The following is a 26600-nucleotide window of genomic DNA, read 5'->3' on the forward strand; positions in this document are numbered from 1 at the left end:
TAATATCTGCGGCTCAGTCGTTGTTAAATCAAAAGCCTCATAACCTATTTGTCCCGTGTAATCACACAATTCATAATCATCAGGCTCTGTAGCCTCTGGCGTTGGATCAACAATTAACTGTAAATGAACTACTTCAAAACAACTCGTTGTAGTGGATTCAACTCTGATAAAAATAGTTTGCACCCACGGATTGATATTCTCGTAATTGAAAATATCAGGAATTGAAGTTCCATCTACATTGGCATCAGTAATAGTCTCATGAAAAGTAACGGTATAAGGATTGCCTCCTGTAATTGAATTGATAACTTGAGATAAATTGAAAAGAACAAAACCATCGTTACTTGGGTCACAATAATGCAATGGTTGAGGATTGTTAACAATAATATCATTAACTACCGAATTAATATTAAAACCGGTTGCATTCGAAAAGCAATTGGCCGCAATTTGATGGGCTACAATAGAGTGACCACCTGCTGTTAAATTATTAAAAAACGGATTGGATTGATATACACCTCCATCCAAAGAATATTCATAATTAACTCCAACCGGACTTGTAACAGTGACAGAATTTGAATTACAAGATTCAACTATTGAAACCACTGGGTCTATTTGAGGGATCACTTGAATTTGAAAAGTTGTCGGTATCGGACAAGGAATAGCAGCACTCGGTGTTGGATTAAATGTATAAGTGGTGGTTGCAGTATTGTTTAAGGCCGGACTCCAAGTGCCCGATATTCCATTTAGAGAGGTTACTGGTAATGGTGTAATAACCGAACCTTGACAAACAGTAGAGGAAGTAATATTAAAAGTTGGAATTATAGTAGAACTAATGACAACTGTTACCGGCTCAATGTCAGAACAAGCACCAACAGTACTTTTGATATAATAAGTTCCACTCGTGGCTACAGTATTAGGGCTTGCCAATGCAATAGTTCCTGCTGCATTGGTCCAATAAGTTAAAGTGCCACCACCCGTACTTCCTGCCGTTACAGCCGGTAAAGTTAAATTAACTGTAGCTGGAGCACAAACTGCAATCGGATTTGTAATAGTTAAAACCGGTGAAGGGTTTATGGTAACAATTACAGGTTCGATATCTGAACACGAACTTACGGTACTTCTAATATAATAAGTTCCACCAGTAGTTACCGCTGTCGGCGTTGCTAATGGAATTGTACCGGCCGCATTAGTCCAATAAGTTAAAGTGCCGCTACCTGTACTTCCGGCTGTGACCGCAGGTAATGTTAAATCGATTGAAGCCGGGGCACAAACTGCAGACGGATTCGTGATATTTAAGACCGGAGAGGAATCTATAATAACAGTTACAGGTTTAATATCTGAACAGGAACCCACAGCACTTTGTATATAATAAGTTCCACTTGTCGTAACCGCATTTGGAGTTACTAATGGATTGGTTGCTGCTACATCAATCCAATAACTTAAAGTGCCGCCACCTGTACTTCCTGCTGTTACTGCAGGCAATGTAATATCAACTGTAGCCGAAGCACAAACTGAAGCCGGATTGGTAATAGTTAAAATCGGTGAAGGATTTATAGTAACGGTTACGGGTTCTATATCAGAACAAGAACCAACTGCACTTCTAATATAATAAGTGCCGCCTGTTGTTATAGCATTCGGTGTCGCTAATGGTGTTGTTGCTGTTGCATTGGTCCAATAACTTAAAATGCCACTACCTGTACTTCCCGCTGTAACCGCTGGTAATGTTAAATCGACTGAAGCCGGAGCACAAACTGAAGCCGGATTTGTAATCGTTAAGACTGGAGATGAATTTATAGTAACAGTTACAGCTTCAATATCCGAACAGGAACCAACAGTACTCTTAATATAATAAGTTCCACTTGTAGCCACTGCGGTAGGCGTTGCCAAGAGGTTTGTTGCCGCTGCATTGGTCCAATAAGTCAAAATACCGCCACCTGTACTTCCGGCAGTAATTGCAGGTAATGTCAAATCAACTGTTCCGGGAGCACAAACTGCAACCGGATTGGTAATAGTTAAAACTGGTGCAGCACTAATAGTAATGGTTACCGGTTCTATATCGAAACAAGAACCTGCCGTGCTTTTGATATAATATGTTCCACTAGTGGCTACTGCAGTTGGTGTTGCCAAAGGAGTGGTTGCCAATGCATCTGTCCAATAAGTTAATGTGCCACCGCCTGTACTACCTGCCGTTACAGCCGGCAAGGTTAAATTAATTGTAGCAGGTGAACAAACTGCTGCCGGATTTGTAATGGCTAAAACCGGTGCGTTCACCACAATAGTCATAGTAGTCGTAGTGCCACATTCTCCGGCATTTAGTGGTGTAAAAGTATAGGTTGTAGTGGCTGTATTATTTAATAAGGGTGACCAAGTTCCCACTACTCCATTTAGGGATGTGGTTGGCAATGGAGCTAATACTTCTCCCGAACAAATTGGAGCAATCTGATTAAATGTTGGAGTTACCGGTGTAACACAATCAGGATAACAAGTAAGTGTTCTGGGTGGTGTACAAACCCCATTCCAAGCTATCGTCAAAGTTACAGCTTGTCCCTGAGTTACACCTGTAACAAAATAGCTTGATGGAGAAAAAGGAATAGTCCCGCTAATAGCCGGACCACCATCTACTGTATAAGTAAAATCAAAACTATTTTGTCCAATACTGTTAAAATCAAAACCAACTTGTGTAGCAGTAGTATTTGCTCCATCACAAAATATATTCGACGGTGATGTTGGATTGACTTGAACCGGATCAACTACCAGTGGAATCTGGGTAGAAACACAACCGGTAACTAGATCTCTAACCGTAGCATTATAAGTTCCCGGAGCCAAACCGGTAAAGATTGGACTTGATTGGTATGTGGTACCATTAACACTATATTCATAATTTATTGCTTGATAAGTATAGGTACCAACATTAGTATAATCTTGTGGATCCAATGCAGTCCAGTCGGCAGGATTCCATGTCATTGTGGGATGTGGCGCTGTGGTATTTCTTCTATAGGTGTAACCAGGTTGATTGACAGGCGTAAAATTTATACCATTCGTCCCCCATAAATCAAACTCAACATCCGCACTAGTTGCCAAACGTATAGTATCATCAGTATTAACACCTCCACAATTTGCTACGACTAAATTAGGAACAACACCTCCTTGGTTTGTAGCAGTACCAACGGCTATTACATAAACAGCATTATTGTTTAAGGTGCCAGAAAGCTGGATATCACAATTTGCAGAAATAAATGCATTTCCATTATTATAAACTTTTATCTTATAGTTACTTAAATTCTTAGGAGAACCCGTTCCATTAAATATCTCTATATAAGTCAAAGAACCAGGCTCATGGTCGGTAACTTCTGAAATAAATAAATCTGTAGGAATTGGTAGCGGCGAAGTGTTTAATGGACTTGTAAAAACAATAGTCCCGGTATTGATAACACAAGTCGGCTGCTGGGTTATACTAACCGTTGGAACCGGGCAAGTGGAGAGAATAGTAAGACTCAAATCATCTATAGCGAAATCATTCCCTGCAAAATCGGTGTTATTGTTATACATTTCAATGTTTACACACGCATTAGTAGCAGTAAAAGTATACACCACTTGTTGCCATCCATTGACTATAGTTGGTGCAATTGCAGAACCTGAAACCAAAGTAACATTACTGGCATTATTAAATTGTACTCCAATATTTGATAAGGTTCCAACAGTCGTAAAAATAGAGCGAATCCAGTAAGAAAAAGTATATGTAGCGCCAACGGTAAGCCCACAGACTCCACTTCCGTTAGTTCCTGCACTCCAAAATCTTGGCTGACCACCCGAACCCGTTCCATCCACCACCATCATATTTCCTGAACCCGGACTATGATCACCAACAGAAAGAAAAGAAGCGGTATTTACCGGCTGTGAATTCGTCACTATTGCCCAATTTCCGGCAGTAGTCGTACCACTAAATGGTGCGGATATATAAGAGTAATTGGGGTTTTGTCCACCTTGATAACCAACATTAACACCAAGTTGAAAATCTCCATTAGTCAACAGATTTTGTGATAATCCGTGAATAGAAAATAATATTAAGGCTATAAATAATATATTTTTAGAAAAAGTAATCATCTTCATCTGTGTGCTTTTAAGTAGATTTAAATTAGGGCAACTGTCGCTAAACAACAACCAAATATATTGATTTTAAATATTTTAACGAAAAAACCTCAAACAATTGAGGTCTTTTTCTATTTTTCTATTTTTCTTCGGTCTCGTTCTGTTTTTAATAAGTTTAGCTCCCTACTGGTTTGTCCGGCAACTGAAGTATTTTCTTCTGCTCTTCTTATTAAATAAGGCATAACGTCGCGAACCGGCCCAAAAGGTAGATATTTAGCCACATTATAACCTTGTTCAGCCAAGTTATAACTGATATTATCACTCATACCGTATAACTGTCCAAACCAAATTCTCGGGTCGCTTTTTAAAACGCCCTTGGCTTCCATCAATTCAATTAATTTATAAGAACTTAATTCATTATGCGTTCCGGCAAAAATGGACATTCTGTCTAAATTGTCCATCATATAAACAACCGTTGTATCATAATTGATATCAGTGGCTTCTTTGCTTTCGCAAATAGGAGTCGGATAACCTTTCTCTTCCGCGCGTTTGTTTTCCTTTTCCATATAAGCACCGCGCACCAATTTCATTCCGATATAAAAACCTTCCATTTTGGCTTGTTCGTGCAATCTTTTCAAATAATCTAATCTATCCCAACGATAGAGCTGCAAGGTATTAAAAACAATTGCTTTCTCTTTGTTATATTTACGCATCATTTGCACTACCAAATCATCAGCAGCGTCTTGCATCCAACTCTCTTCTCCGTCAATCAACAAGGCAACATCTTTTTCATAAGCCGCTTTACATACGGTATCAAAACGCTCCACTACTCTATTCCATTCCTTTTGTTCTTCGGTAGTTAACACTTGCTTTTCGCCTAACTTTTCATATAGATAGAAACGGCCAAATCCTGTCGGTTTAAAAACGGCAAACGGAATTGCTAACTTTTCTTTAGCAAATTCAATGGTTTTTAAAGTCATTTCCAAAGCAGCATCAAATTGCGCTTCTTCTTCTTTGCCTTCTACGGAATAATCCAATACCGAGGAAACGCCTTTGGTATACATTTTATCTACTACGGACAAACAATCATCTTCGGTTGTACCACCACAAAAATGATCAAAAACAGTCGCTCTGATTAAACCTTCAACCGGCAAATGTGCCTTTAAAGCAAAATTCGTTACAGCAGTACCGATACGAACCAACGGCTCATTGTCAATCATTTTAAATAAAAAATAAGCTCTGTCTAATTCAGTGTCTGTTTTAAGTGCAAAAGCAACCTTAGTGTTGTTGAAAAATTTTTCCATGGTATTGTATTAATGCGACAAATATAAATAGTCTTAGGAGATTATATATCAATTTTTACCTTATTTTTGGGGCACAATTTGACAAAAAAATGCAAACCATACCAGCCAACGGTTATCCTGTTTTATTCGGAGAAAAAGAATACGAAACACTCAACGCTTTCATTGAAAAAAGTAAATATTCTTCTATATTTATTTTAGTTGATACTCATAGTAATGAATTGTGTTTGTTGCGCTTTTTGTCATTTTTGGCCACTGACAAAACCATCGAAATCATCGAAATAGAATCAGGCGAAGCCGAAAAAAACATCAATTCTTGTGTTGAAATTTGGAATATTCTGACAGAACTCGGTGCCGACAGAAAAACAGTTTTAGTTAATATTGGCGGCGGCGTGATTACTGATATTGGTGGATTTGTTGCTTCTACTTTTAAAAGAGGAATCGATTTTATCAATATTCCAACAACGCTTTTAGCCATGGTTGACGCTTCAATCGGCGGGAAAAACGGCGTGGATTTGGGTAATCTAAAAAACCAAATCGGAGTCATCAATGTTCCGAAAACAGTATTAATTGACACCGAATTTTTATCAACTTTACCCCAAAACGAAATGCGCTCCGGCTTAGCCGAAATGCTCAAACATGGATTGATTTTTGATGCTGACTATTGGTCACAATTCAAAGACTTAAGCCAAACAGATTTTGCCGATTTCGATGCGTTAATTCATCGCTCTATCGAAATCAAAAACGAAATCGTAATGCAAGATCCGACTGAAAACGGCATAAGAAAAGCGTTGAATTTTGGTCATACCCTAGGACATGCCATCGAAAGTTATTTTCTCGAAAACAAAAACAAAAAAACTTTACTCCATGGTGAAGCTATCGCGGCTGGAATGATTTTAGAAAGCTTTATTTCTTGGCAAAAAGGAATGCTGACCGAAGCAGAATATGATGACATCAAAAAAACCATAAATGCCGTTTTTGAAACCATTATTTTTGAAGAAAATGACCTGCAACCCATATTCGATTTATTGATTCACGACAAGAAAAATGAGTACGGCAAAATACAATTTGCTTTGCTTGATGGCATTGGCAAAATTAAAATTGACCAAGAAGTTGATAATGAATTGATTATAAAATCTTTTGACGATTATAAAAAGTAATATTTTTTTAATGCTAATAGTTGTAATTCGAATATATTATTTTTTACATTTGCCCTAATGAAAAAAAGTGTCAACACTACTAATTACAGTATTTACAGTCAAGAAATTACAAACCCTTTCTTTGCTTTTACTTCGCCTTTTTTAAGCCAAAAAAGTGATTCTACTACTTTGTGTTCACCCATTACCTTTTTATTTCAAGAAAAGTTACCCATCATTTACGCTAACATTAGAGTTTGAACCGAGATTATTTTGCCTAAAAAAAATAATTTAATCTGAAAATTCTACAAGCTAAATGAACACAAAATATTTCGACTTAATCAATCAAACATTCTACTTTCCACAAGAAGAATTTACCCTGAACAAAGATACACTTCAGTTTCACAACATCGATTTGATGAAATTGGTAGAACAATACGGAACGCCTTTAAAATTCACATACCTACCGCAAATTTCCAACAATATCAACAAAGCCAAAGGTTGGTTTAGAAAAGCAATGGAGAAAAATAAGTACGAAGCCAAGTATTACTACTGCTATTGTACCAAAAGTTCACACTTCAGTTTTGTGATGAATGAAGCGTTCAAAAACAATATTCATATCGAAACGTCTTCGGCTTTTGACATTAATATTGTAGAAAATTTAATGTCGCAAGGCAAAATCAACAAAAACACCTATGTCATTTGTAATGGTTTCAAAAGAGAACAATACATCGAAAACATTGCGCGTTTGATTAACAATGGTCACAACAAAACCATTCCAATCATCGACAACTACGAAGAATTGGATTTGCTGCAAGAAGCCATCGATGGTAAATTCAAAATCGGAATCAGAATTGCCGCCGAGGAAGAACCAAAATTTGAGTTCTATACATCTCGTTTGGGCATTGGCTACAAAAACATTGTACCTTTTTACAGAAAACAAATCGAAGAAAATAAAAAAGTGGAACTGAAAATGCTTCACTTCTTTATCAATACAGGCATTCGCGACACGGCTTACTATTGGAACGAATTGCTCAAATGTATGAAAGTATATGTGGCATTGAAAAAAGAATGTCCAACATTAGACAGTTTGAACATTGGCGGTGGCTTCCCAATCAAAAATTCTTTGGCTTTTGAATACGATTACCAATATATGATTGACGAAATCGTAAACCAAATCAAAATCTCTTGTGAAGAAGCCGAAGTAGATGTGCCGCATATTTTCACCGAATTTGGTTCGTTTACCGTAGGCGAAAGCGGTGGCGCGATTTACCAAGTCTTGTATCAAAAACAACAAAACGACAGAGAAAAGTGGAACATGATTGACTCGTCTTTCATCACGACTTTACCGGATACTTGGGCAATCAACAAACGTTTCGTAATGATGGCCATCAACCGTTGGAATGATACTTACGAACGCGTGCTTTTAGGCGGAATGACTTGTGATAGCGATGATTATTATAACTCTGAGCAAAATATGAACGCCGTTTATTTACCCAAATACAATAAGGAAAAACCATTATACATTGGATTCTTCAATACTGGTGCGTATCAGGAAACGATTGGCGGCTTTGGCGGATTGCACCACTGTTTGATTCCGCAACCGAAACATATTTTGATTGATCGAGACGAAAACGGGATTTTAGCGACCGAAGTATTCTCTGAACAACAAAACTCGGATGATGTATTGAAGATATTAGGCTACGAAAAGCTATAAATTTCTCAAAATCAGAACACAAAAATCAGTTTAATATTTATAATAATTTTTCAAAAAAGTGTTTGCTGTCAGCGAAAAAAAGTTTTTCTTTGACAGGTAAACTAGAACACCCGAGGCATTTGATATTAAGATGAATAAAATATCGGAGCGCAGCGGAATAAAACAACAAACGACAATGAGCAAAGGACCAATAAGTCAGTTTATAGAAAAAAACTACCTTCACTTTAACGCTGCGGCCTTAGTTGATGCGGCAAAAGGTTACGAAGAGCATTTACTTGACAATGGTAAAATGATGATTACTTTGGCCGGTGCGATGAGTACAGCCGAGTTAGGAAAATCGTTAGCCGAAATGATTCGCCAAGACAAAGTGCATATTATTTCTTGTACTGGTGCCAATTTGGAAGAAGACATTATGAATTTGGTAGCACATAATTCTTATAAAAGAGTACCAAATTACCGCGATTTATCACCGCAAGAAGAATGGGATTTACTAGAAAATCACTACAACAGAGTTACAGATACATGTATTCCGGAAGAAGAAGCTTTTAGAAGATTACAATCACATTTATACGATATTTGGAACAATGCTGATTCAAAAGGAGAACGTTATTTTCCCCATGAATTCATGTACCAAATGATCAATTCAGGCGTATTAAAACAATACTACGAAATTGATCCGAAAGATTCCTGGATGGTTGCAGCGGCAGAGAAAAATTTGCCGATTGTAGTTCCGGGTTGGGAAGACAGTACAATGGGAAACATTTTTGCTTCTTATTGTATCAAAGGCACGTTCAAACCTACAACCATGAAAAGCGGCATTGAATATATGATGTGGTTAGCCGATTGGTATCCTAAAAATTCCTCAGGAAGAGGTGTTGGTTTCTTCCAAATTGGTGGTGGAATTGCAGGAGATTTTCCAATTTGCGTAGTACCAATGTTATACCAAGACATGGAAATGCACGACATTCCGTTTTGGAGTTATTTTTGCCAAATTTCAGATTCCACTACAAGTTACGGTTCCTATTCAGGTGCTGTCCCAAATGAGAAAATCACTTGGGGAAAACTTGACATTCATACCCCAAAATTTATCATTGAATCGGATGCTACCATTGTGGCACCGTTAATTTTTGCTTACTTACTAGATTTATAAAAGATTTTTTTATGAGAAGAATTATTGTAGACTATGCCAAACTAACCGGAGACATTCTAAATTTATTAGTTGAAAAGTTTCCTGAAGGTTATGACGACACCGACATTATTCGTTTCAGAAACGCTCAAAATGAGTTAATTGAAGCGGTTGAAGTACGAACAGAAGACACTATTTACTTGGTTAAAGTAAGTACCAAACTTGCCAGTAGAATGGAAAAATTTGATGAAGAAGACGATTTGGATTCTGTAATCGAACCTATCGAACCAATAAAAGGATTAGATGATGATGAAGATGCCATTACAGCTGACGAAGACGATGAAGAAGTAGATTTACTTAAAGACGGTGGTGGTTCTGATGATGCAGATGATGATGATGACGATGATGATTATGAAGATTCAGACAACAATCTTGATGATGAAGACGATGAAGAATAAGAGAATTACAAAATAAAGAAAATCCCAAGTTCCTTTCAGAATTTGGGATTTTTTATTGTAACAAATGTTGGTGCTTTTTACAAATATCTTTCTTCAAAGACCCGTTGGTGGTGATTTTGGTGACCAATAATCGTAAATCCTAAAGCTCTAACCGACATCAAATTGTTTGAAGCAATGCCTCTTCGCAACAATTGTTCTTCCGAAAAAGATTTGAATAAAGCCAAAGTCGATTGTCTTACCACCAACATTTCGCTCAATAAATCTTGAATACTTCTACTGTTGGCATGCGCCTCATCTACATAAGTGTTTTCGTCAAAACTCGCCAAAGCGGTCTCGTCATTTCGGGCAAAGCGTAAAGCACGATAAGCAAAAATTCTTTCCGCATCAATAAGATGCAACAAGATGTCTTTTATCGTCCATTTGCCTTCGGCGTAGCGGTAATCAAATTTATCCATCGGAATGTTTTGAACAAACTTAACTAAGCGATGAACTGAGATTTCCAATTCTTCGACTAAGTTGTATTCTTCGGTTACATTGTCAATGTAAGTTCCGTAATAAGCGGCATATTCATCGGTGTTTAGTTGTGATTTTTTCATGATGATTAAAGTTTTCAATAATTATAAATTTAAGCCGAATTCCGACTCGCATTAGTATTCCCAAACAACGAACGTGTCACCAATTTTTCATAAGTATTCACTAACTTTTCACTAAACGTCGGTTGCTTTTTCAACTCATTAATTTGTGAAGAAGCATATTGTTGGATTGTCAATAAAGGCAAAACGATTTGTTCACGCATCGCAATGGATGCTTTTCCGTCGGGATAATTTTGCATCAATTCGGTATGTCCGGCGATTTTTAAAAGCAGTCGTTTGGTTTCTAAAAACTCATCAAAAATGATTTGCCAAAATGCTCCAAATTCAGGGTCATTTTTCATGTAAGCGGTTAGTGCAAAATTACTTTTAGCCAAAGACATCATCGTATTTTCCAATAATGTTCTAAAGAATAAAGAGTTGTTGTATAAATGTTGAACTTCTTGCCAACGATCAGCATCTTCAAAATGCTTTAATGCCGTGCCAACCCCAAAAAATCCGGGAACGTTTTGTTTCATTTGGCTCCACGAACTCACAAACGGAATCGCACGCAAGTCGGCAAAGTTCAATTTATCATCTGTATTTCGCTTTGATGGACGACTGCCAATGTTGGCTTTAGAGTAATATTTCAGCGTACTCATTTGCTCCAAATAGGGAATAAACTTCGGATGGTTTTTAAAGTCGATGTATTTCTCATAACCCAAATTCGCCAAAGTGTCAATAATGGCTTTTTCCGGTTCGGTCAAATTGTTTTCGTCTTTGTTGAAAATTTGATTCGCGACTCCGGCACTCAACAAATTTTCTAAATTATAACGACAAGAATCCAAGGTTCCAAAATTAGAACTAATCGTTTGCCCTTGCACCGTAACTTGTATCGCTTGGTTTTCAATGGTTGAACCTAACGAAGCATAAAACTTATGTGTTTTGCCACCACCACGCGCCGGCGGACCGCCACGACCGTCAAAGAAAATGACTTTGATTCCGTATTCGCGTGAGATTTTGGTAATCATTTCTTTGGCTTTGAAAATACTCCAATTCGCCATCAAATAACCGCCGTCTTTGGTTCCATCAGAAAAACCGAGCATGACAGTTTGCTTGTCTTTTCGCTCTTTTAAATGATTTCGATAAGCTGCATTCTGGTACAATTGTGCCATAATTTCATGGGCTTTTTGCAAATCATCAACCGATTCAAACAACGGAATAATATCCACCGTTGGATTTTCCCAAGCCAATAATCGGAACATGGCAAAGGTTTCAATTACATTCAAAGCGCTTTCATTATTGCTGATGATATAACGATTACAGCCTTTTTCGCCATTATCGTTTTGAATTTCTCGCATCAGTTTTATGGTGTCCAAAGTAGAACGCGTCAATTCGTTTTCAAAGAAATGGTTGCGCAAATCAAACTTCAACTTCGAAACCACTTCCATTTTATCATTTTCCGACATTGAATCAAAATTTTCCGGAAAATAGAGTTCTTTTTCTCTTTTCAAAAAACCGACTATATCATCAAAAACTTGATTGTGAATTTTACTGTTTTGACGAATGTCCAATGACGCAAAATGAAAACCAAACTGCGTAATCTTTTGCAACAGCAAATTTATTTCGTCCAAATACAGCGATTGATGCTTTTCAATGATAATTTGTTTGACAATATTGAGTTCATTTTTCAATTCCTCCAAAGTGATAAATATTTCGCCTTGAGAATAAAACACTGAACGGTATAATTTGAATTCTAAACTCGTTATGATTTTATCGACTTCATTAAATGTCAATTTTCTTCTCAGAATCCGAATGTCAAAATAGTAACATTTTAGTATTGAAATGCGCAAACGTTTCGCCACATTCTCAGTGATTTCTGGTGTTACAAACGGATTGCCATCTCTGTCACCACCTGGCCAAAAGCCTAAATTGATTATCGGATTTTCGATGATATTGCCTTCAAAGATGTTCTTTTGCAAATACTGCATCATCTCTCCTATCGTTTGGTAAAACACATTTTCGAGATACCAAATTAAGCTTACTGCTTCGTCAAAAGGTGTTGGTTTTTCTTTTTTAAAAAAAGGTGTTTTCCCGAGTTGAGCCAATAGTTGTTTGATTTTAATCAAATCATTTACGCGAACCGCTTCAGTCAAGTCGGTGATAATTCCGAGTACAGAACCCGGATAAAACTGAGTTGGATGTGCAGTCAAAACCGTACGCACATTAAAAGTTTCTAAAAAATCGATTAGTTCTTTGCGCTTGTCTTTGGCTTCGGTTTTTTCTTTGATATCGCGTAACGAACCTCGACCTTCCAAATTATTGACAATCGGAAAAGCAGCATCTTCTATGGCATCAAACAATACTATTTGACGTTCGACATATTGAATAAAGCGAAACATTAACTCTATTTTTTGCTCTTCTGTCGCCTTGTCTAAATACTTATCGGCAAAGAAGTCTACGATTTGTTTGGGTGACCAATTGTTTTTAAAACCGTTGTCGCAAACTTCAGAAAACAAAGGCAATAAAACACCGGTGTTGTCAATAGCATCAAAAGGTAGCGTGATAAACACACTGTTATAAATGTGATACTTAGACAATACATTTTGATTGAAACGCTCGATTTTTGGTAAGGTGTACATGGCGAAGGAATTTTGGCTTAAATTAATAAAAAAACCTCAAGCTTTCACTTGAGGTCTTAAATATATTTTTGATTTTGACTAGTCTAACTCTTGGAAGATAGTGTGCATCAAACGTTTTTTGTCGTTGATACTTTCTTCCAAAGAAATCATGGTTTCTGTTCTGTAAACTCCTTCGATATCGTCAATCATAAAGATTACGTCTTTAGCGTGTTTGGTATCTTTTGCTCTGATTTTACAAAAAATGTTGAATTTTCCCGTAGTTACGTGAGCAACCGTTACATATGGAATTTCATTGATTCTTTCTAAAACAAATTTAGTTTGTGAAGTATTATTCAAAAACACACCAACATAAGCAATGAATGAATATCCTAATTTTTCATAATCCAAAGACAATGACGAACCCATTATGATTCCTGAATCTTCCATTTTCTTCACTCTTACGTGAACTGTTCCGGCTGAAATTAATAATTTCTTAGCGATATCAGTGAATGGAATTCTGGTGTTGTCAATCAACATATCCAAGATTTGGTGGTCTACTTCATCTAAGCGAAACTTACTCATAAAAACTATTTATTGGTTTATTTAAAAATCTACGGCAAAAAAAATACATTTTTTCTAATAAAAAAAGTTAATTGTTAGTTTTTTATCAAACCATTAACAATTTTTGTATTTTTTCCTAAATAAAAATCAGCTTTTTGTTCGATTTTCGGAAAATTAGTTTCGTCATCATGATACGTTTCGCCATGAGCGTCAAATACTATGTGACCAAAAAAACTTTCTAAATTATCTATTTGAGCAATTCTTGCTTCAAAACTAACTTTGCCTTTATTTAGAACTTCTTTGTATTGTGCTGCAAAATTGATAATTTTTTCATTACTATCATAATTTATTTTAACATTTTTATAAACAAAATCATAAAAAACGACTTTATTTTGCGGAATTTTTAAATAATCATCGTTTTTGTTGTCAACTATATCGTTTTCGTAAAAATATTGTATTCCAGACACTAAGGCGACAAAAATGTATTTCCGGGTTTCTTCTCGCTCGTAATCATTTGGGAAATGTCCGGCTTCAAACAAAACAGTTGGCACTTTTAAATACTGAAACGTATCTCCGACACAATTAATATTAAAGGAATCGTCAAATCTTCCCACTTGGTTTGGGATCAAAGTTTGTAATACTTCATTCATCGCCACTATAACATTCATCGCTTTGATGCGAATATCATTTATGTCTCGAGAGTCATTATAAGCCGGAGCCAAAAACGAAACCGTCGCAGGATGACCCGAATCGGCTACGCCAAAAATGGTACGTTGGTCATGAAGATTGTAGCAATAATCAGGCTGAAAAGTTTCAAAAACCTGACGTAACACTTTGCTTTCCGGTTGGGATAAATCTTGTGCATCTCGATTTAAATCAATACTGTTGGCGTTTTCACGGGTATATAATTCAGCGCCGTCAGGATTCAACATTGGCAACAAACAAAAAGTAAACGCGTTTAAAATTGCTTCGCTTTCTTTGGTATTTGAATGGAGAAAATTAAGGAAATCGAATAACGCTTTTGTCGTTGTGCCTTCGTTGCCGTGCATTTGCGACCACATGAAGATTTTGGTTTTACCAGAACCCAATAGAAGTTGGTAAAGAGGTTTTCCTAAAACAGAATAGCCAACAATGGTCGTTGGGTATTTTGACAGTAACGGTTCAATATGTTCTAAAGTAATATATCGTCCGAATAGACTTTCCGCTTTGTATTGTTGGTGTAGGTCTAAATAATTCATGCGCCAAATTTAGTCAAAAAGAAAATTACGAGCGTTAAGGAATCATAAATACTACTATTTTGGTTCAGACTTGAAATTGCCGTTCCGGAAATTTACCTTGAGCGCCTTTAAAATGGGGCAAAATTATTTTAATATCTTCTTCATAATTACCGGAAAGCGATATGGGTTGACCAATTCTCACTTCCTTTTTAGCGTAATCAAAAGCGATAGGAATAATGGGAACATTGGCTTTGTAAGCGATGTAATAAAAACCTGTTCTGAGTTGGGTTACTTTTTTACGAGTGCCTTCCGGAGCAATCGCCATTCTGAAAACGTCACGTGAATTGAAAACTTCCACAGTAGCATCTACATTATTCTTTCCGCCGGTTCGGTCTAATGGCGCACCGCCTATACTTCTGAAATAATACCCAAAAGGAAAAGTGAACAACTCCTTTTTGCCGACAAAATTCATCTCCAAACCAATGATACCGCGGCAAAGTAAACCTATAAAGAAATCAAAATTGCAAGTATGCGGCATGACCATCATGACACATTTTTTGATATCAGGGTTTATAGTTCCTAATAATTTCCAGCCTAATATTCGGAAAAAAATAAATTTGTAAAGTGTCGCTTTCATCGGCTTTATTTTGCGTAAATTTAGCATTAATCTATTATTTTTGAGAAAAAAATTTAGCAATGCTTCGAAGACTGTTCAGCTATTTTGTACCTATTAACATTCACAAGAAAAACTCAGGTGTGAGCAAAACACTGGAAGTCACTTGGAACAATGGACAATTGGTTTTGGACAGTAAAAATACCAATTATTCTTATGGCAGTTTGCAAAGAATTTTGCGCAAAGGACTAAAATACATAGGTTTTGAACGTATTAAGAAATTCGAAAGCATATTGGTTTTAGGCGTTGCCGGCGGAAGTGTGATTAAAACATTGGTTGACGAAATTAAATTTACCGGAAAAATCACCGGCGTTGAAATTGACCAAAACATCGTTGACATTGCCAATCAATACTTTAAACTCAATGAAATTCCCAATTTGGAAATCGTGATTGATGACGCTTTTGAATTTGTTTTAAAGACTAAAGCCAAATACGATTTGATCATCATTGATATTTTTCAAGATACGACGATGCCTAATTTCTTATTTGAAGATTTCTTTATCAACCGAATTAACGAATTGCTTAACACTAATGGGTTTATTTTGTTCAATACAATGGTAATAAACAAAAAGGATGAAGAAAGAAATTTGGCTTATAAAAACAAATTCGGCGGGAATTATTCGCTGCGAATGTATCCCAAAGTAGAAACACATAATGAATTGTTCACCATCAAAAAACTAAATTAATGGGTTTCTTTAAAAAATTACTGATTGGGAAAGTATCAGAAGACTATAATCCCAAATACAATCCAATTGAAAGAAGAATTCTTAACATCAAATCGATTTGGAACAACGACCATCAGGACGATAACGGAATTGAAAAAATATTTCGATTGTTTCTCTCAATTACGCAACTATTGTTTCCGGGTATTTATGTAAAAACTTTAGCTTGTAGAATTGGTTATGCCTATAAAGATTTGGCGATGGACATTTATATATTGCTGAAAGCCCTTTTTCCCTTATTGATTTTGGTGAATGATTGGCAAAACAAACCTTACTTGATTACGATTTTGGTTTATCTCATTTTAGAAACGATTCTTTACATTCCAACCTTGATATTTGCATCGGATTTGTTTGCGACGCCACGTTCTTACAAGCGTTCAATGCTGCTGTTGTTTTTTAATTATTTAGAAGTGGTTATTGCCTTTGGCGTGTTTTATACTTTAGGCAACAATACCAATATTCCTTTTGGTCATTGGTCAGATGCGGTTTATTTCAGTCTAATGACTTCCAATACTATTGGTTATGGTGATTATTTTCCGGTGACTACTTTTGGGAAATTTTTGGCTTCAGTCCAAGCCATGTTTTTCTTATCGTTTGTAATTTTGTTCCTGAATTTCTTTTCGACAAAAGTCAAATCAAAAGGCTACTTTAATAACGATAACGAAGATATTTAAAGCATTTTTCTGGCTTTCTCTAAATCTTCAGGGGTATCAATTCCGATACCAACATGCGTGGTTTCGACCATTCTGATTCGTTTGCCAAATTCTAAATAGCGCAATTGTTCCAATTTCTCAGATGCTTCCAAAGATTTCATGGGCAAATGATAGAAAGCCAACAACGCTTCTTTACGGAAAGCATAAATCCCGATGTGTTTCATATACCGAACACCTACATTAACTTCTCTTGGATAAGGAATCACAGAACGTGAAAAATAGAGCGCAAAACTATTTTGGTCAGTCACAACCTTCACATTATTCGGATTGTTGATATCATCTTGGTCTGTAATCTCAAACATGAGCGAAGCCAAATCGACTTTTTTCTCAAAATCATTCAAGAATACTTCGATGACTTTGGCCAATGGCGCCGCATTGATAAAAGGTTCGTCGCCTTGCACATTTACGACTATATCAACGTCTAAATTCTCTACCGCTTCAGCAATTCGATCGCTGCCGCTTTCGTGTTCTTTGACGCTCATAATGGCTTTACCTCCATTATTGATGATTTCGTCATAGATTAGAATCGAATCAGTCACGACAAAAACATCCTGAAACAAACCGGTATTGACCGCTGCTTCATAAGTGCGGAGAATAACAGTTTTTCCGCCTAAATCCTGCATGAGTTTGGCAGGAAAACGGGTGGATGCATATCGGGCTGGAATGACGGCGATGATTTTCATTTTTTGAGGTTCTGAGGTTCTGAGTGGCTAAGGTACTGAGTTTTCTTAATTTCTAATAATCCGTAATTGATAATTTGTAATTCCTAATTATTTACTATTCTACAAAACTCTCCTCCTTAAACCCAATCAAATACAATTTGTCTTTAGCTCGTGTAACGGCTGTATACAACCAGCGCACATAATCGACATCAATGCCATTGGGTAAATAAGGTTGCTCGATAAAGACGGTATTCCATTGTCCGCCTTGGGATTTATGACAAGTAATGGCGTAAGAGAATTTTACCTGAAGTGCGTTGAAATATTCGTTGCTTTTAACTTTTTGAAATTTTCGATATTGCGGTTCGCCTTCGTAATCTTTCATGACTTCTTGGTACAAACGATTGCTTTCTTCATAAGTCAATGACGGCGATTCGCTGGTAATCGTATCCAATAAAACTATGGTTTCAAAGGGTTTTTGATTCGGGTAATCGACCATTCTTATTTTGACTTTGGCGAAATTAAATCCGTACAATTCTTTAAAACTGAAAATCTCCAAAACTTCTGCGATATCACCATTGGCAATAAATCCGGCTTCGTCGGTTTCTTTGAGCCAAAAATAATTGTTCTTCACCACCATTAAATAATCGCCTACGGAAAGTTCGCTTTCTTTATCGAGAATTCTGGTTCGAATTTGCTGATTGTATTGGTTCGCTCTTTTATTGGAACGGACAATAAAACATGTGTCTTCAATACTGTAATTGCTGTACGCACTTTGAATCGCATCTTGTATATCAAAACCATCGGTCAAACGGACAATATCTTTGAAACCTTTTAAGTTAAACTGAAACGTATCAACAAAACTGCTTTTCAAAATCTCACGCAATTCGGTGGCATTGAATAAAATCCCCGATTTCTCTTCTTGACGCATGACTTCATCCAATTCAATCGAAAAAACTTCTTTGTTATAATGCATCGACAACGCATTGGTATCAAGCGCCGGACTAACATCCAATTGCACCGGTGGTAACTGAGCTGTATCGCCCAGAAGAATCAGTTTACAATTGTTTCCGTTGTAAACGTAGGACATCAAATCATCGAGCAATGAACCGTTTTCATACAATTTCGCTTCGGTATTTACATCCGAAATCATCGACGATTCATCGACTATGAAAATGGTGTTTTTATGTTTGTTGCTTTGCATCGTAAACGAAACGCCGCCACCACTTCCCTTTTTAGGAAAATAGATTTTCTTGTGAATGGTAAACGCCGGTTTGTTCGAATAATTGGCAATGACTTTGGCCGCACGACCTGTTGGCGCTAACAACACATATTTTTTATCGACTTCGATTAAATTATTGACAATGGTAGAAATCACGGTGGTTTTTCCGGTTCCGGCGTAACCTTTTAAAACAAAAATTTCTTCTTTATTATTATTGGTTAAAAAAACAGCAATCTGTTGGAAAAAAATGTCTTGTTTTACAGTCGGCTGAAACGGAAACTGTTGGCGTAAAAGGCTGTAAAACTGGGAAGAAGTCATTAGAGTTTATTCTGAATAATTTGATTTCAAAGATAGTGATTTAGAGGCAAGAAAATAGAGAAAAGAAAATAGACCGTTGCTTGTAAAATGTTATAGATACTGAAACAAGTTCAGTATAAATTTGTAAGTTTGCCAAGTTCGTTTCAACCGAAAAATTATGTGGCAAAACACCAGCGTTGTAGATAAAACTTATCGAAAACTAGCGATTCAGGTTTCCCTGAATGGTTTGTCATTTGTCACTTTTGATACGATACTCAACAAACCTTTAGCACTCAAAACCATTTCGATGGGAAAAGTCAATGTGACTTCTAAAATCGAAGACTTGTTTGCTGAAGCTTTTCAAAACAATCCCGAACTCAAAGCCGGTTATGATGATATCGTGATTGTTCACAGTAACAATCTTTCGACCTTTGTACCAACAGCTTTGTTTGACGAAGAATATTTAGGAAGCTATTTGCAATTCAACACCAAAGTTTTTGAAACTGATTTTTTTGCCTTTGACGAATTGGCAAACTACGAAATGAACAATGTTTACATTCCGTATGTGAATATGAACAATTATTTCATTGACCAATTTGGTACTTTTGATTACAAACATGCCAATAGTATTTTGGTCCAAAAATTACTCGAAGTTTCCCGAAACAATGAAGAACGCAAGATGTTTGTACATGTGAGCGACAGTCATTTTGAAATCGTGATTGTTCAAAATCAGAAATTACAACTTTTCAACACCTTTGATTATAAAACCGCTGAAGATTTTATTTACTACATCCTATTCACTGCAGAACAACTGCATTTGAATCCGGAACATTTTAAATTAGAATTGTTAGGCAAAATTACAGAAGGCGATGCGCTTTACACTATCGCTTATAAATATGTGCGTAACATTTCATTATTTGACGTAAGTTCGATACAAAATCAATTCACCGAAACCGAAAACCGCGAGCACTTTATACTTTTACACTCATGAGAATCATCTCGGGCCAATACAAAGGCCGAAGAATAGCACCACCTAAAAACCTTCCGGTTCGTCCAACAACGGATATGAGCAAGGAAGCGTTATTCAATGTGCTAAACAACCATTTTAAGTTTTCGGAACTAAAAATCTTAGAGCTTTTTGCAGGCACCGGAAGTATCAGTTATGAGTTTGCCTCTCGAGGTTGTTCACCAATTTTGTGCGTCGATGGCGATATGGGTTGTGTGAATTTCATCAAAAAAACAGCTAAAGAATTTGACTTCGACATTACTGCCATTAAAAGTGATGTATTCAAGTTTTTGGAAAAACACAAAGGCAATTACGACATTATCTTTGCCGATCCGCCTTATGGCATGTCGCAGAAAGAATTCGAAAAAATTATCGAAATGATTTTTGAAAATGAATTGATGGATGAAGAAGGCATGCTCGTCGTTGAACATTCGAAATACACGAAATTAGACCATATGGCGAATTATTCGTTCCAAAAAAACTATGGCGGTTCGGTATTCACTTTCTTCGAATTTGAAGGCGATGATGAAGAATCGGAAGATATTGAAGATGAAGATTAATAAAAATCTATCGTTTCTATTGCTCCATTTACAAACTCAACTGAAACCATAATACTGTTGTCTTCAGTGTAATATTCGAAATCAAAATCTGCGTCATTGGTTTCCTCATCAAAATAAATAGAAATATCATCTAAACGAAAATCGCGTGAAAGATTGATTTGTTTTTCAGGGAATTTTAAATCAATTTCTTGCTGCACTTTATAATTCAAATCGGGAATAGTATCCACAATCTGATAGGCTTTTTGGAGTGCAACCGGATATGGACCATTCAAATCACCATCGATGGAAAGCGCTATTGATTTCACTCCTTTTGTTTTCGATTTTACTTTGCCGTCCCAAGAAAAATATTCATCTGATGATTTATAGTCACAAGTGAGTTTTCCAAGTTTAGAATCCATTATGATTTTGACTTGTTTTAACGGTTCACCTGCAAAAAGCGACTTTAAGAATTGAAGCATAAATTGGAATTTAAAAACATTCTACTACAATAATAAGACAATTACTTTTCAAAAACTAAAGTATTGGCTTCGGCACCCAAATCAATTAAGTGTTTATTGATGTCGCGTACAAAATCCTCAGGTCCACAAACGTAGAAATGCTGACTGAAATTGACAATGTGTTCAATCAAAAAATTGCGGTCAATACGTTTTCCGATAAAACCAATCGTATTTTCTCTGGTTAAGACATTGATGAAATTTTTCTTCAACATTCTGAACAATTCCTGTCCCATGATGATGTCTTCGGAAGTTTTATTGACGTAAATAAGTCGATTACCATTAATTAAATTGTGTTTGTATAACTCTCGAAATATTGAAATAAAAGGTGTAATTCCCGAACCGGCTGCTATAAAAACTCCTGGTCCTTTGTACTGAATGGCACCGAAAACATCGTGTAAAATCAGTTCATCACCGGCATTGGTTCGCCCGAGCTCTTTCGTTACACCATTTTGATTGTTGTAAATTTTAATCATGAACTCAAGTTGTTTTGACTCTCTTAGGTTGGTAAAAGTGAAAGGTCTTAATTGATCTTTCCACTCCGGAAGATTGATAGACAATTCCGTTGCTTGTCCGGGAATAAAATCAAAACCCTCAGGTTTTTCCACGACAAATTTTTTGACATCATGGGTGATGAATTTGGCTTCGAGTACTTTTACAATATGGGCGTTCATAAATTTGAAATAATAGCGTTAATAAGATCTCACTCTAACAAAGTTATGAATAATGACGTAGAAAATCGAAACCGTTTGCTTTTACCTAATTCTTCCCGAGTTTTCGTCTATACTTTTTTCTTTGAATTCTGATTTTTTTTATTTTTCCAAAAGAATATTTAACTGCTAAAGAAATAGCACGCGAATCGGTGTAATACTTTCCTTTGGCAGAAACATTATTAATGGTGAATTCATTTTTAAAATTCATCTTTCTAAAAATGTCATCCCAACTCAAAGTACAATCCAACTGTTTGAAAAAAGTTTTGGAAACCGCTGCGTTTACTACAAAAAGAGCGTTTCCTTCATAAATACCCAACTTTTGTTTGGTCAAACCCCAAGCATTAATTGACAGGTCTATTTTTTTGGGCAACGTAAAAACATGATTGGTATAAAAATACAAATTCGGTTCTGATTCGTTTACAACAGCCGATTTATCTTCAACTTTATTTTGACTTAAACTCAACACATTGGTATTGGTCCAAAATTTATATTTAAAAGGAAGCGTCAATTCGATATTGAAGTTTGTTTCCTTCTCGAAATTGGTTGAGATAAAAGTCAACAGATTTTGCGTCTCATTATAAGAGGTACTGTAGTAAACCGGATTGGTTGTTCTAAAATAAGCCACTTTAATTGATTTGTCTTTGTATTGATAGCCTATCGAAATTTCATCAGACAACGTTGGATCTAAGTTGATATTGTCAGACCAAACTAAATACGGATTGATATAAATTGTTGTCTGACTTGTAGCCGAAAAGTTAGGCCGCGTGATACTTTTGGCGTAATTCATACTTATGGAGTTACTGCTGTCGATTGCTATCTCTAATTGTGCTTTTGGAAAAAGATTGATGTAATCTTTATCAATAGACAAACTGCTTTCGGTAGCATATTTCCCTTTAGCTATCGTATTTTCTGCTCTAAGTCCTATTGCATAATTTACTTTTTTATAACTGCCGGAAAATTGGGTATAAGCCGCTATGTTCTTTTCTTTAAAATGATAAATAGAATTTACAGAGCTTGGCAGATTAATATTTTCAACTTCAAAATCAGTATCCGCATTGGCCTGCAAATAAAGGCCTCCAAGTTCTAACTTCATGTCGTTTTTGAACTTTTTCTCCAAATCAATTCGGCCCGAAAAAACGTCGATGCCAAACATCTGGTTTCTGTATTGTTCCAATTCAAATCCGGTATCATTGTAATTATTAGAAATCGTACTCTTCATTTTTTGATTAAAACTTGAATATTGAAACCCTGAAAACAGTACAACATCCAAACCTTTAAATTTATGATTGTAGTTTAAAAAGCTGTTCGTGAAATTTCGATATTCATCATTATTGCTCAAGGTATTGATCTCATTAATTCCATTTTGGTCTTGGTTAAATGTATGCGTTACAATGTCAAAAATATCGTCTTGACTTCTTCGACTAAAGTTTCCCGAAAGATAATCGTCTTCGTTTATTTTATAAAAAACGCCGCCGCCAAAGATAAACTGAGGTCTTTTGGTTACCGCAGTCACTAAATAATCCGATTGGATTCCAAAATCGGGCATCGTAAAATCATTGCCGTTGCTTTCCCAGACTTTGAGTTGATTGTAATTGAAATTGGCTTTAAACTCTAATTTACCCGATTTTACATTGCCATTTATTCCCGAATAATTATTAAAGTATTTTTTGAAAGAAGCAGTTTCTGAAACCACCACTTTATAGCCTTCTTTTTTGCTGAACTTTCGAGTAATCAGAATTACTGCTCTGCCATTGGCTTCATATTTTGAAGATGGATTGTTGATGATTTCAATGGTTTTAATGTCTTCGACCGCTAACGAATTCAAATCATTCATGTCAGCTTTTTGGTTGTCGATATACAATAACGGACTGCCTTTTCCAACTATAGAAATGCTTTCTTTATCAGGACTAATTTGGATTTTGGGTAATCTCGCCAACAAATCAAGCGTGTTGGGCACTGAATTATAAATAGAATTAGCGACGTCCACTTTGATGTTTCCGTTTTTGTTGGTAAAGGTTTTGGTTTCCTTTTCTATTACAACTTCTTCCAGTTCTTTGGGTTTTTCTTGCTGTGTTTTTTCTTGTGCCAAAGCGAATTGGGCAATTAATAGGGCTAATAATAAACAGATTTTGTACATTTTTCATGATTTTTATTGGTCGCAAAAATGTTTCTATTTTTTGATCCCGAAAGTTAATTGGAGGTTAATGCACGGTTAAAAGTTTTATTTGAACATAATTCTCTTAATTTTGAAAAATCATTCCAATGTTGTGAAGCAAAAAATAAATTTATTAATCGGGTTTTCTACCATAGTATTATTGGTGCTTTGCGCTATTCAAATCTATTTGGTTAAAACAACTTATGATTATAAAGTCGAGCAGTTTCACGCTGAAGTCAAAGACAAAATCGGGAACATTACCAATAATTACACTGACCTTGACTCAAGTATTTTCTTCAAAAAAGAAATCCTTTATAAAAGCATCGCCGAAAAATTTATCAAAGACAAAAGCTATAGAAATCAAGTCAAAGCCGATTTATTAGCCAATGAATATCGCAATGTTTTGACCAATCGCTTGCGCCAGAAACTGAGCCAAGAATTTAAAGACAACCAAGTTACTTTTGCGGTTGTCGTCAATAAGTTCATCGTTTTTGATAACGCTACCAAAACCGATACGATTTTTTCCGAAAATCCAACAATTCAAAATGCGGTTTATGGCAATTTGACATCACTAGAAGATGCTTTTATGGTTCGGAATTATGTGGGTACAACCAGCGGTTTTAAAAATGACAACTATAAATTATTAACCGAAGATTGTTTGTATGTTTCGGTAGCCAATTGGGAACAAATCATTTTGAGCCGAATGACTACGATACTGATTTTGTCAATTCTTTCGATGTTGGTTTTGGTAACCTTATTCGTAATCGCCATCAAAGCCTTGATTCAACAGAAAAAAGTAAGCGATGTCAAAACCGATTTCATCAACAACATCACGCATGAATTGAAAACACCGTTAACAACTTTAAGCGTTTCGACCAAAATGTTAGCGCGTGAAGATGTGAAAGAAAACGAAACGGTTTTCAAGGCTATTCTTGAGACGGTAAATCGCCAAAATATTCGTTTGCAAAATATCATCGACCAAGTAATGAGCAATTCGCTGGGTTTTGAGGAAATTGAATTGCAAAAAGAAAAGGTAAAAACGACTACTTTATTACAAACCATTATTGCCGATTTTAATTTGGCTTACCCAAATGTTCAGATTTTGCATGATTTTAACGTGACTGAAGTTACGCTCAATTTAGATAAATTCCATTTGACGACCGCTATCAATAATGTGTTGGAAAATGCCGTTAAATATGGTTGCCAAAATATCACTATCGTGACTTCCCAAGAAAATGACCAATTTAACATCAGTATTCAGGATGATGGTATTGGCATTGCGAAAACCAAACAACCGTTACTTTTCGAAAAATTTTATCGTGTTGAACAAGGCAATCTCCATAACACCAAAGGTCTTGGTCTTGGCCTGTATTATGTTGACCAAATTATCAAAGCACACCAAGGTTCTATAAAAGTGGTGAGCGAATTGGGTAAAGGCGCAGCGTTCACCATTAGTATTCCTGCAGTTTAATTTATGAAAAAAATACTTTTAGCCGAAGATGATATTGATTTTGCCCATGTGTTGAAACAATATTTAGAGATACATCAATTTCAAGTTTATTGGGCCAAAGATGGCGAAGAAGCTTGGCAAGTGTTCCAAAAAGAAACTTTTGTCATTTGCATTTTTGATGTGATGATGCCCAAGATGGACGGCTTTACTTTAGCCGAAAAATGCATTAATCACAATCCAGATATTCCGTTTTTGTTCTTAACCGCTCGAAACCAAAGCGAAGACAAAATCAAAGGTCTAAAACTCGGCGCAGATGACTATATTATCAAACCTTTTGAAGCCGATGAATTGGTATTGCGGTTGAACAATATTTTAAAAAGAACTTCCAAAGATGCTTTTGTTAAATCCAATACCAATGAGATTCAAATTGGAAATTATGTTTTTCACACTTATCGACTAGAATTGAAATTGGGAAATAAAGTCCAGCAACTTACCGAAAGAGACGCAGCATTGATTACTTTTTTATTCCAAAATAAAAACCAATTACTCAAACGCGACCAAATATTACAAGCCGTTTGGAAAACTGACGACTATTTCTCCGGAAGAAGTATGGATGTTTACATCAGTAAGCTTCGAAAATATTTTGCTGAAGATGCCAATATTTCTATTGAAAGTTTGAGAAGTATTGGGTTAGAGTTTAAAGTGAAATCATAAATAGAATATCCTGATTGGCATCGGGATCAATTCAACTAACAACTTTGAAAAAAAGCAAAGTTGAGTTTCATTGAAAAAAAGCAGACCTATAAGCCGGATTCTGTATCTCGATTGCTCGAAACCCTTATCATTTATCTAGGCCAACAATTGCTCATTGGCTCGAGCTTCCTACCCTTCGACAACGGACGAGTCATCCTTAAATGCCGATATACTTGGAATTTCACCGCATAGAGTTTACCTGGTTTCACTACAGCATTACCTGTACATACTTTCTGTTGCACTTGTCCTCATCTCACGACGGACGGGCGTTACCCGCTATGCTACTCTGTGGTGTCCGGACTTTCCTTCCCGATAAATCGGAACGATAAGGCGGTCTGCGATGCAAAGAAACAATTTTAAATTTTGAATGGTGAATTTTGGATGTCGAATT

General features: G+C 36.1%; 23 protein-coding genes and 1 other RNA gene. 11 read left to right on the forward strand and 13 right to left on the reverse strand.

Annotated elements, in window-relative coordinates; translation table 11 throughout:
* Both B3C16_RS05545 and B3C16_RS05550 read right to left on the reverse strand, forming a co-directional pair.
* On the reverse strand, positions 1-4107 hold a 4107-nt coding region (locus B3C16_RS05545), incomplete at its 3' end, for a lamin tail domain-containing protein (RefSeq protein ID WP_291129670.1).
* 110 nt (positions 4108-4217) lie between these two features.
* Complete coding sequence (locus B3C16_RS05550; RefSeq protein WP_291129672.1) at positions 4218-5390, reverse strand: proline dehydrogenase family protein; 1173 nt, start codon at positions 5388-5390, stop codon at positions 4218-4220.
* Between the two features lie 89 nt (positions 5391-5479).
* Here B3C16_RS05550 and aroB point away from each other — a divergent pair, with 89 nt between their 5' ends.
* From aroB to B3C16_RS05575, 5 genes are all read left to right on the forward strand, one after another.
* Positions 5480-6547 (forward strand): 3-dehydroquinate synthase, encoded by a 1068-nt coding sequence (gene aroB, locus B3C16_RS05555; protein ID WP_291129675.1) that lies wholly within the window; start codon positions 5480-5482, stop codon positions 6545-6547.
* A 57-nt stretch (positions 6548-6604) separates the two neighbouring features.
* Positions 6605-6784, forward strand: a complete 180-nt coding sequence (locus B3C16_RS05560) for a hypothetical protein (RefSeq protein ID WP_121313533.1) — start codon at positions 6605-6607, stop codon at positions 6782-6784.
* 55 nt (positions 6785-6839) lie between these two features.
* Positions 6840-8240: an arginine decarboxylase gene (locus B3C16_RS05565; protein WP_121313532.1), complete on the forward strand. Its 1401-nt coding sequence runs from the start codon at positions 6840-6842 to the stop codon at positions 8238-8240.
* Positions 8241-8415: 175 nt separating this feature from the next.
* Positions 8416-9390, forward strand: coding sequence for a deoxyhypusine synthase family protein (locus tag B3C16_RS05570; protein WP_121315035.1), 975 nt, complete (start codon positions 8416-8418; stop codon positions 9388-9390).
* Positions 9391-9401: 11 nt separating this feature from the next.
* A complete protein-coding gene (locus B3C16_RS05575; RefSeq protein ID WP_121313531.1) occupies positions 9402-9824 on the forward strand; it encodes a DNA primase in 423 nt (140 codons plus the stop codon).
* Between the two features lie 77 nt (positions 9825-9901).
* Here the strand turns inward: B3C16_RS05575 and B3C16_RS05580 are convergent, their stop codons facing one another.
* The 5 genes from B3C16_RS05580 to B3C16_RS05600 all read right to left on the reverse strand — a co-directional run bounded on the left by B3C16_RS05580 (position 9902) and on the right by B3C16_RS05600 (position 15429).
* Positions 9902-10420: a DinB family protein gene (locus B3C16_RS05580; protein ID WP_121313530.1), complete on the reverse strand. Its 519-nt coding sequence runs from the start codon at positions 10418-10420 to the stop codon at positions 9902-9904.
* 29 nt (positions 10421-10449) lie between these two features.
* The gene (locus B3C16_RS05585) at positions 10450-13035 is read right to left on the reverse strand and encodes a phosphoenolpyruvate carboxylase (protein ID WP_291129681.1); all 2586 of its coding nucleotides are present in this window, start codon (positions 13033-13035) and stop codon (positions 10450-10452) included.
* A gap of 78 nt (positions 13036-13113) precedes the next feature.
* On the reverse strand, positions 13114-13596 hold the full coding sequence (locus B3C16_RS05590) for an Lrp/AsnC family transcriptional regulator (RefSeq protein WP_121313528.1): 483 nt from the start codon (positions 13594-13596) through the stop codon (positions 13114-13116).
* A gap of 74 nt (positions 13597-13670) precedes the next feature.
* Entirely contained in the window at positions 13671-14813 is a 1143-nt protein-coding gene (locus B3C16_RS05595) for a M14 family metallopeptidase (protein ID WP_121313527.1), read from the reverse strand.
* 64 nt (positions 14814-14877) lie between these two features.
* Positions 14878-15429 (reverse strand): 1-acyl-sn-glycerol-3-phosphate acyltransferase, encoded by a 552-nt coding sequence (locus B3C16_RS05600; protein ID WP_121315034.1) that lies wholly within the window; start codon positions 15427-15429, stop codon positions 14878-14880.
* 59 nt (positions 15430-15488) lie between these two features.
* Here B3C16_RS05600 and B3C16_RS05605 point away from each other — a divergent pair, with 59 nt between their 5' ends.
* On the forward strand, positions 15489-16151 hold the full coding sequence (locus B3C16_RS05605; RefSeq protein ID WP_121313526.1) for a spermidine synthase: 663 nt from the start codon (positions 15489-15491) through the stop codon (positions 16149-16151).
* Positions 16151-16861 (forward strand): potassium channel family protein, encoded by a 711-nt coding sequence (locus tag B3C16_RS05610; RefSeq protein WP_121313525.1) that lies wholly within the window; start codon positions 16151-16153, stop codon positions 16859-16861. Before B3C16_RS05605 ends, B3C16_RS05610 begins: the two co-directional genes overlap by 1 nt.
* Here the strand turns inward: B3C16_RS05610 and kdsB are convergent.
* Together kdsB and B3C16_RS05620 are read right to left on the reverse strand one after the other, a co-directional pair.
* Positions 16858-17583, reverse strand: coding sequence for a 3-deoxy-manno-octulosonate cytidylyltransferase (gene kdsB / locus B3C16_RS05615; RefSeq protein ID WP_291129688.1), 726 nt, complete (start codon positions 17581-17583; stop codon positions 16858-16860). The genes B3C16_RS05610 and kdsB overlap by 4 nt on opposite strands.
* 94 nt (positions 17584-17677) lie before the next feature.
* A complete protein-coding gene (locus B3C16_RS05620; RefSeq protein WP_291129690.1) occupies positions 17678-19099 on the reverse strand; it encodes an ATP-dependent DNA helicase in 1422 nt (473 codons plus the stop codon).
* Positions 19100-19256: 157 nt separating this feature from the next.
* Between B3C16_RS05620 and B3C16_RS05625 the strand changes: the two genes are divergently transcribed.
* Both B3C16_RS05625 and rsmD read left to right on the forward strand, forming a co-directional pair.
* Complete coding sequence (locus B3C16_RS05625; RefSeq protein WP_291129693.1) at positions 19257-20069, forward strand: DUF3822 family protein; 813 nt, start codon at positions 19257-19259, stop codon at positions 20067-20069.
* Positions 20066-20644, forward strand: coding sequence for a 16S rRNA (guanine(966)-N(2))-methyltransferase RsmD (gene rsmD, locus B3C16_RS05630; protein ID WP_291129695.1), 579 nt, complete (start codon positions 20066-20068; stop codon positions 20642-20644). Before B3C16_RS05625 ends, rsmD begins: the two co-directional genes overlap by 4 nt.
* On the opposite strand, the gene B3C16_RS05635 is transcribed toward rsmD, so the two are convergent.
* The 3 genes from B3C16_RS05635 to B3C16_RS05645 form a co-directional block, all read right to left on the reverse strand.
* Positions 20641-21102, reverse strand: coding sequence for a hypothetical protein (locus tag B3C16_RS05635; RefSeq protein WP_291129697.1), 462 nt, complete (start codon positions 21100-21102; stop codon positions 20641-20643). The two genes, rsmD and B3C16_RS05635, sit on opposite strands and share 4 nt — an antisense overlap.
* 41 nt (positions 21103-21143) lie before the next feature.
* Positions 21144-21812 carry an FAD-binding oxidoreductase gene (locus B3C16_RS05640; RefSeq protein WP_121313519.1) on the reverse strand — a complete coding sequence of 223 codons (669 nt, stop codon included), beginning with the start codon at positions 21810-21812 and terminating at the stop codon, positions 21144-21146.
* An 85-nt stretch (positions 21813-21897) separates the two neighbouring features.
* Positions 21898-23988 carry an outer membrane beta-barrel family protein gene (locus B3C16_RS05645; protein ID WP_291129700.1) on the reverse strand — a complete coding sequence of 697 codons (2091 nt, stop codon included), beginning with the start codon at positions 23986-23988 and terminating at the stop codon, positions 21898-21900.
* Between the two features lie 88 nt (positions 23989-24076).
* Between B3C16_RS05645 and B3C16_RS05650 the strand changes: the two genes are divergently transcribed.
* Both B3C16_RS05650 and B3C16_RS05655 read left to right on the forward strand, forming a co-directional pair.
* A complete protein-coding gene (locus tag B3C16_RS05650) occupies positions 24077-25477 on the forward strand; it encodes a sensor histidine kinase (RefSeq protein WP_291129702.1) in 1401 nt (466 codons plus the stop codon).
* A gap of 3 nt (positions 25478-25480) precedes the next feature.
* Positions 25481-26170, forward strand: a complete 690-nt coding sequence (locus B3C16_RS05655) for a response regulator transcription factor (RefSeq protein ID WP_291129705.1) — start codon at positions 25481-25483, stop codon at positions 26168-26170.
* Between the two features lie 73 nt (positions 26171-26243).
* Here the strand turns inward: B3C16_RS05655 and rnpB are convergent.
* An RNA gene (rnpB, locus tag B3C16_RS05660) (RNase P RNA component class A) lies at positions 26244-26551 on the reverse strand.
* Positions 26552-26600: the final 49 nt, after the last annotated feature.

The sequence above is a fragment of the Flavobacterium sp. UBA7682 genome, from assembly GCF_002482945.1.
Taxonomy (GTDB): Bacteria; Bacteroidota; Bacteroidia; order Flavobacteriales; family Flavobacteriaceae; genus Flavobacterium.

Bases quoted from the DNA above. Each gene is read 5' to 3' on its own strand.
- B3C16_RS05590 (WP_121313528.1), bottom strand. From the start codon at position 13,596: ATGAGTAAGTTTCGCTTAGATGAAGTAGACCACCAAATCTTGGATATG.
- B3C16_RS05565 (WP_121313532.1), top strand. From the start codon at position 6,840: ATGAACACAAAATATTTCGACTTAATCAATCAAACATTCTACTTTCCA.
- B3C16_RS05550 (WP_291129672.1), bottom strand. From the start codon at position 5,390: ATGGAAAAATTTTTCAACAACACTAAGGTTGCTTTTGCACTTAAAACA.
- rsmD (WP_291129695.1), top strand. From the start codon at position 20,066: ATGAGAATCATCTCGGGCCAATACAAAGGCCGAAGAATAGCACCACCT.
- B3C16_RS05610 (WP_121313525.1), top strand. From the start codon at position 16,151: ATGGGTTTCTTTAAAAAATTACTGATTGGGAAAGTATCAGAAGACTAT.
- B3C16_RS05585 (WP_291129681.1), bottom strand. From the start codon at position 13,035: ATGTACACCTTACCAAAAATCGAGCGTTTCAATCAAAATGTATTGTCT.
- B3C16_RS05560 (WP_121313533.1), top strand. From the start codon at position 6,605: ATGAAAAAAAGTGTCAACACTACTAATTACAGTATTTACAGTCAAGAA.
- kdsB (WP_291129688.1), bottom strand. From the start codon at position 17,583: ATGAAAATCATCGCCGTCATTCCAGCCCGATATGCATCCACCCGTTTT.
- B3C16_RS05575 (WP_121313531.1), top strand. From the start codon at position 9,402: ATGAGAAGAATTATTGTAGACTATGCCAAACTAACCGGAGACATTCTA.
- B3C16_RS05595 (WP_121313527.1), bottom strand. From the start codon at position 14,813: ATGAATTATTTAGACCTACACCAACAATACAAAGCGGAAAGTCTATTC.
- B3C16_RS05570 (WP_121315035.1), top strand. From the start codon at position 8,416: ATGAGCAAAGGACCAATAAGTCAGTTTATAGAAAAAAACTACCTTCAC.
- B3C16_RS05645 (WP_291129700.1), bottom strand. From the start codon at position 23,988: ATGTACAAAATCTGTTTATTATTAGCCCTATTAATTGCCCAATTCGCT.
- B3C16_RS05605 (WP_121313526.1), top strand. From the start codon at position 15,489: ATGCTTCGAAGACTGTTCAGCTATTTTGTACCTATTAACATTCACAAG.
- B3C16_RS05640 (WP_121313519.1), bottom strand. From the start codon at position 21,812: ATGAACGCCCATATTGTAAAAGTACTCGAAGCCAAATTCATCACCCAT.
- B3C16_RS05600 (WP_121315034.1), bottom strand. From the start codon at position 15,429: ATGAAAGCGACACTTTACAAATTTATTTTTTTCCGAATATTAGGCTGG.
- B3C16_RS05620 (WP_291129690.1), bottom strand. From the start codon at position 19,099: ATGACTTCTTCCCAGTTTTACAGCCTTTTACGCCAACAGTTTCCGTTT.
- B3C16_RS05635 (WP_291129697.1), bottom strand. From the start codon at position 21,102: ATGCTTCAATTCTTAAAGTCGCTTTTTGCAGGTGAACCGTTAAAACAA.
- aroB (WP_291129675.1), top strand. From the start codon at position 5,480: ATGCAAACCATACCAGCCAACGGTTATCCTGTTTTATTCGGAGAAAAA.
- B3C16_RS05580 (WP_121313530.1), bottom strand. From the start codon at position 10,420: ATGAAAAAATCACAACTAAACACCGATGAATATGCCGCTTATTACGGA.
- B3C16_RS05625 (WP_291129693.1), top strand. From the start codon at position 19,257: ATGTGGCAAAACACCAGCGTTGTAGATAAAACTTATCGAAAACTAGCG.
- B3C16_RS05655 (WP_291129705.1), top strand. From the start codon at position 25,481: ATGAAAAAAATACTTTTAGCCGAAGATGATATTGATTTTGCCCATGTG.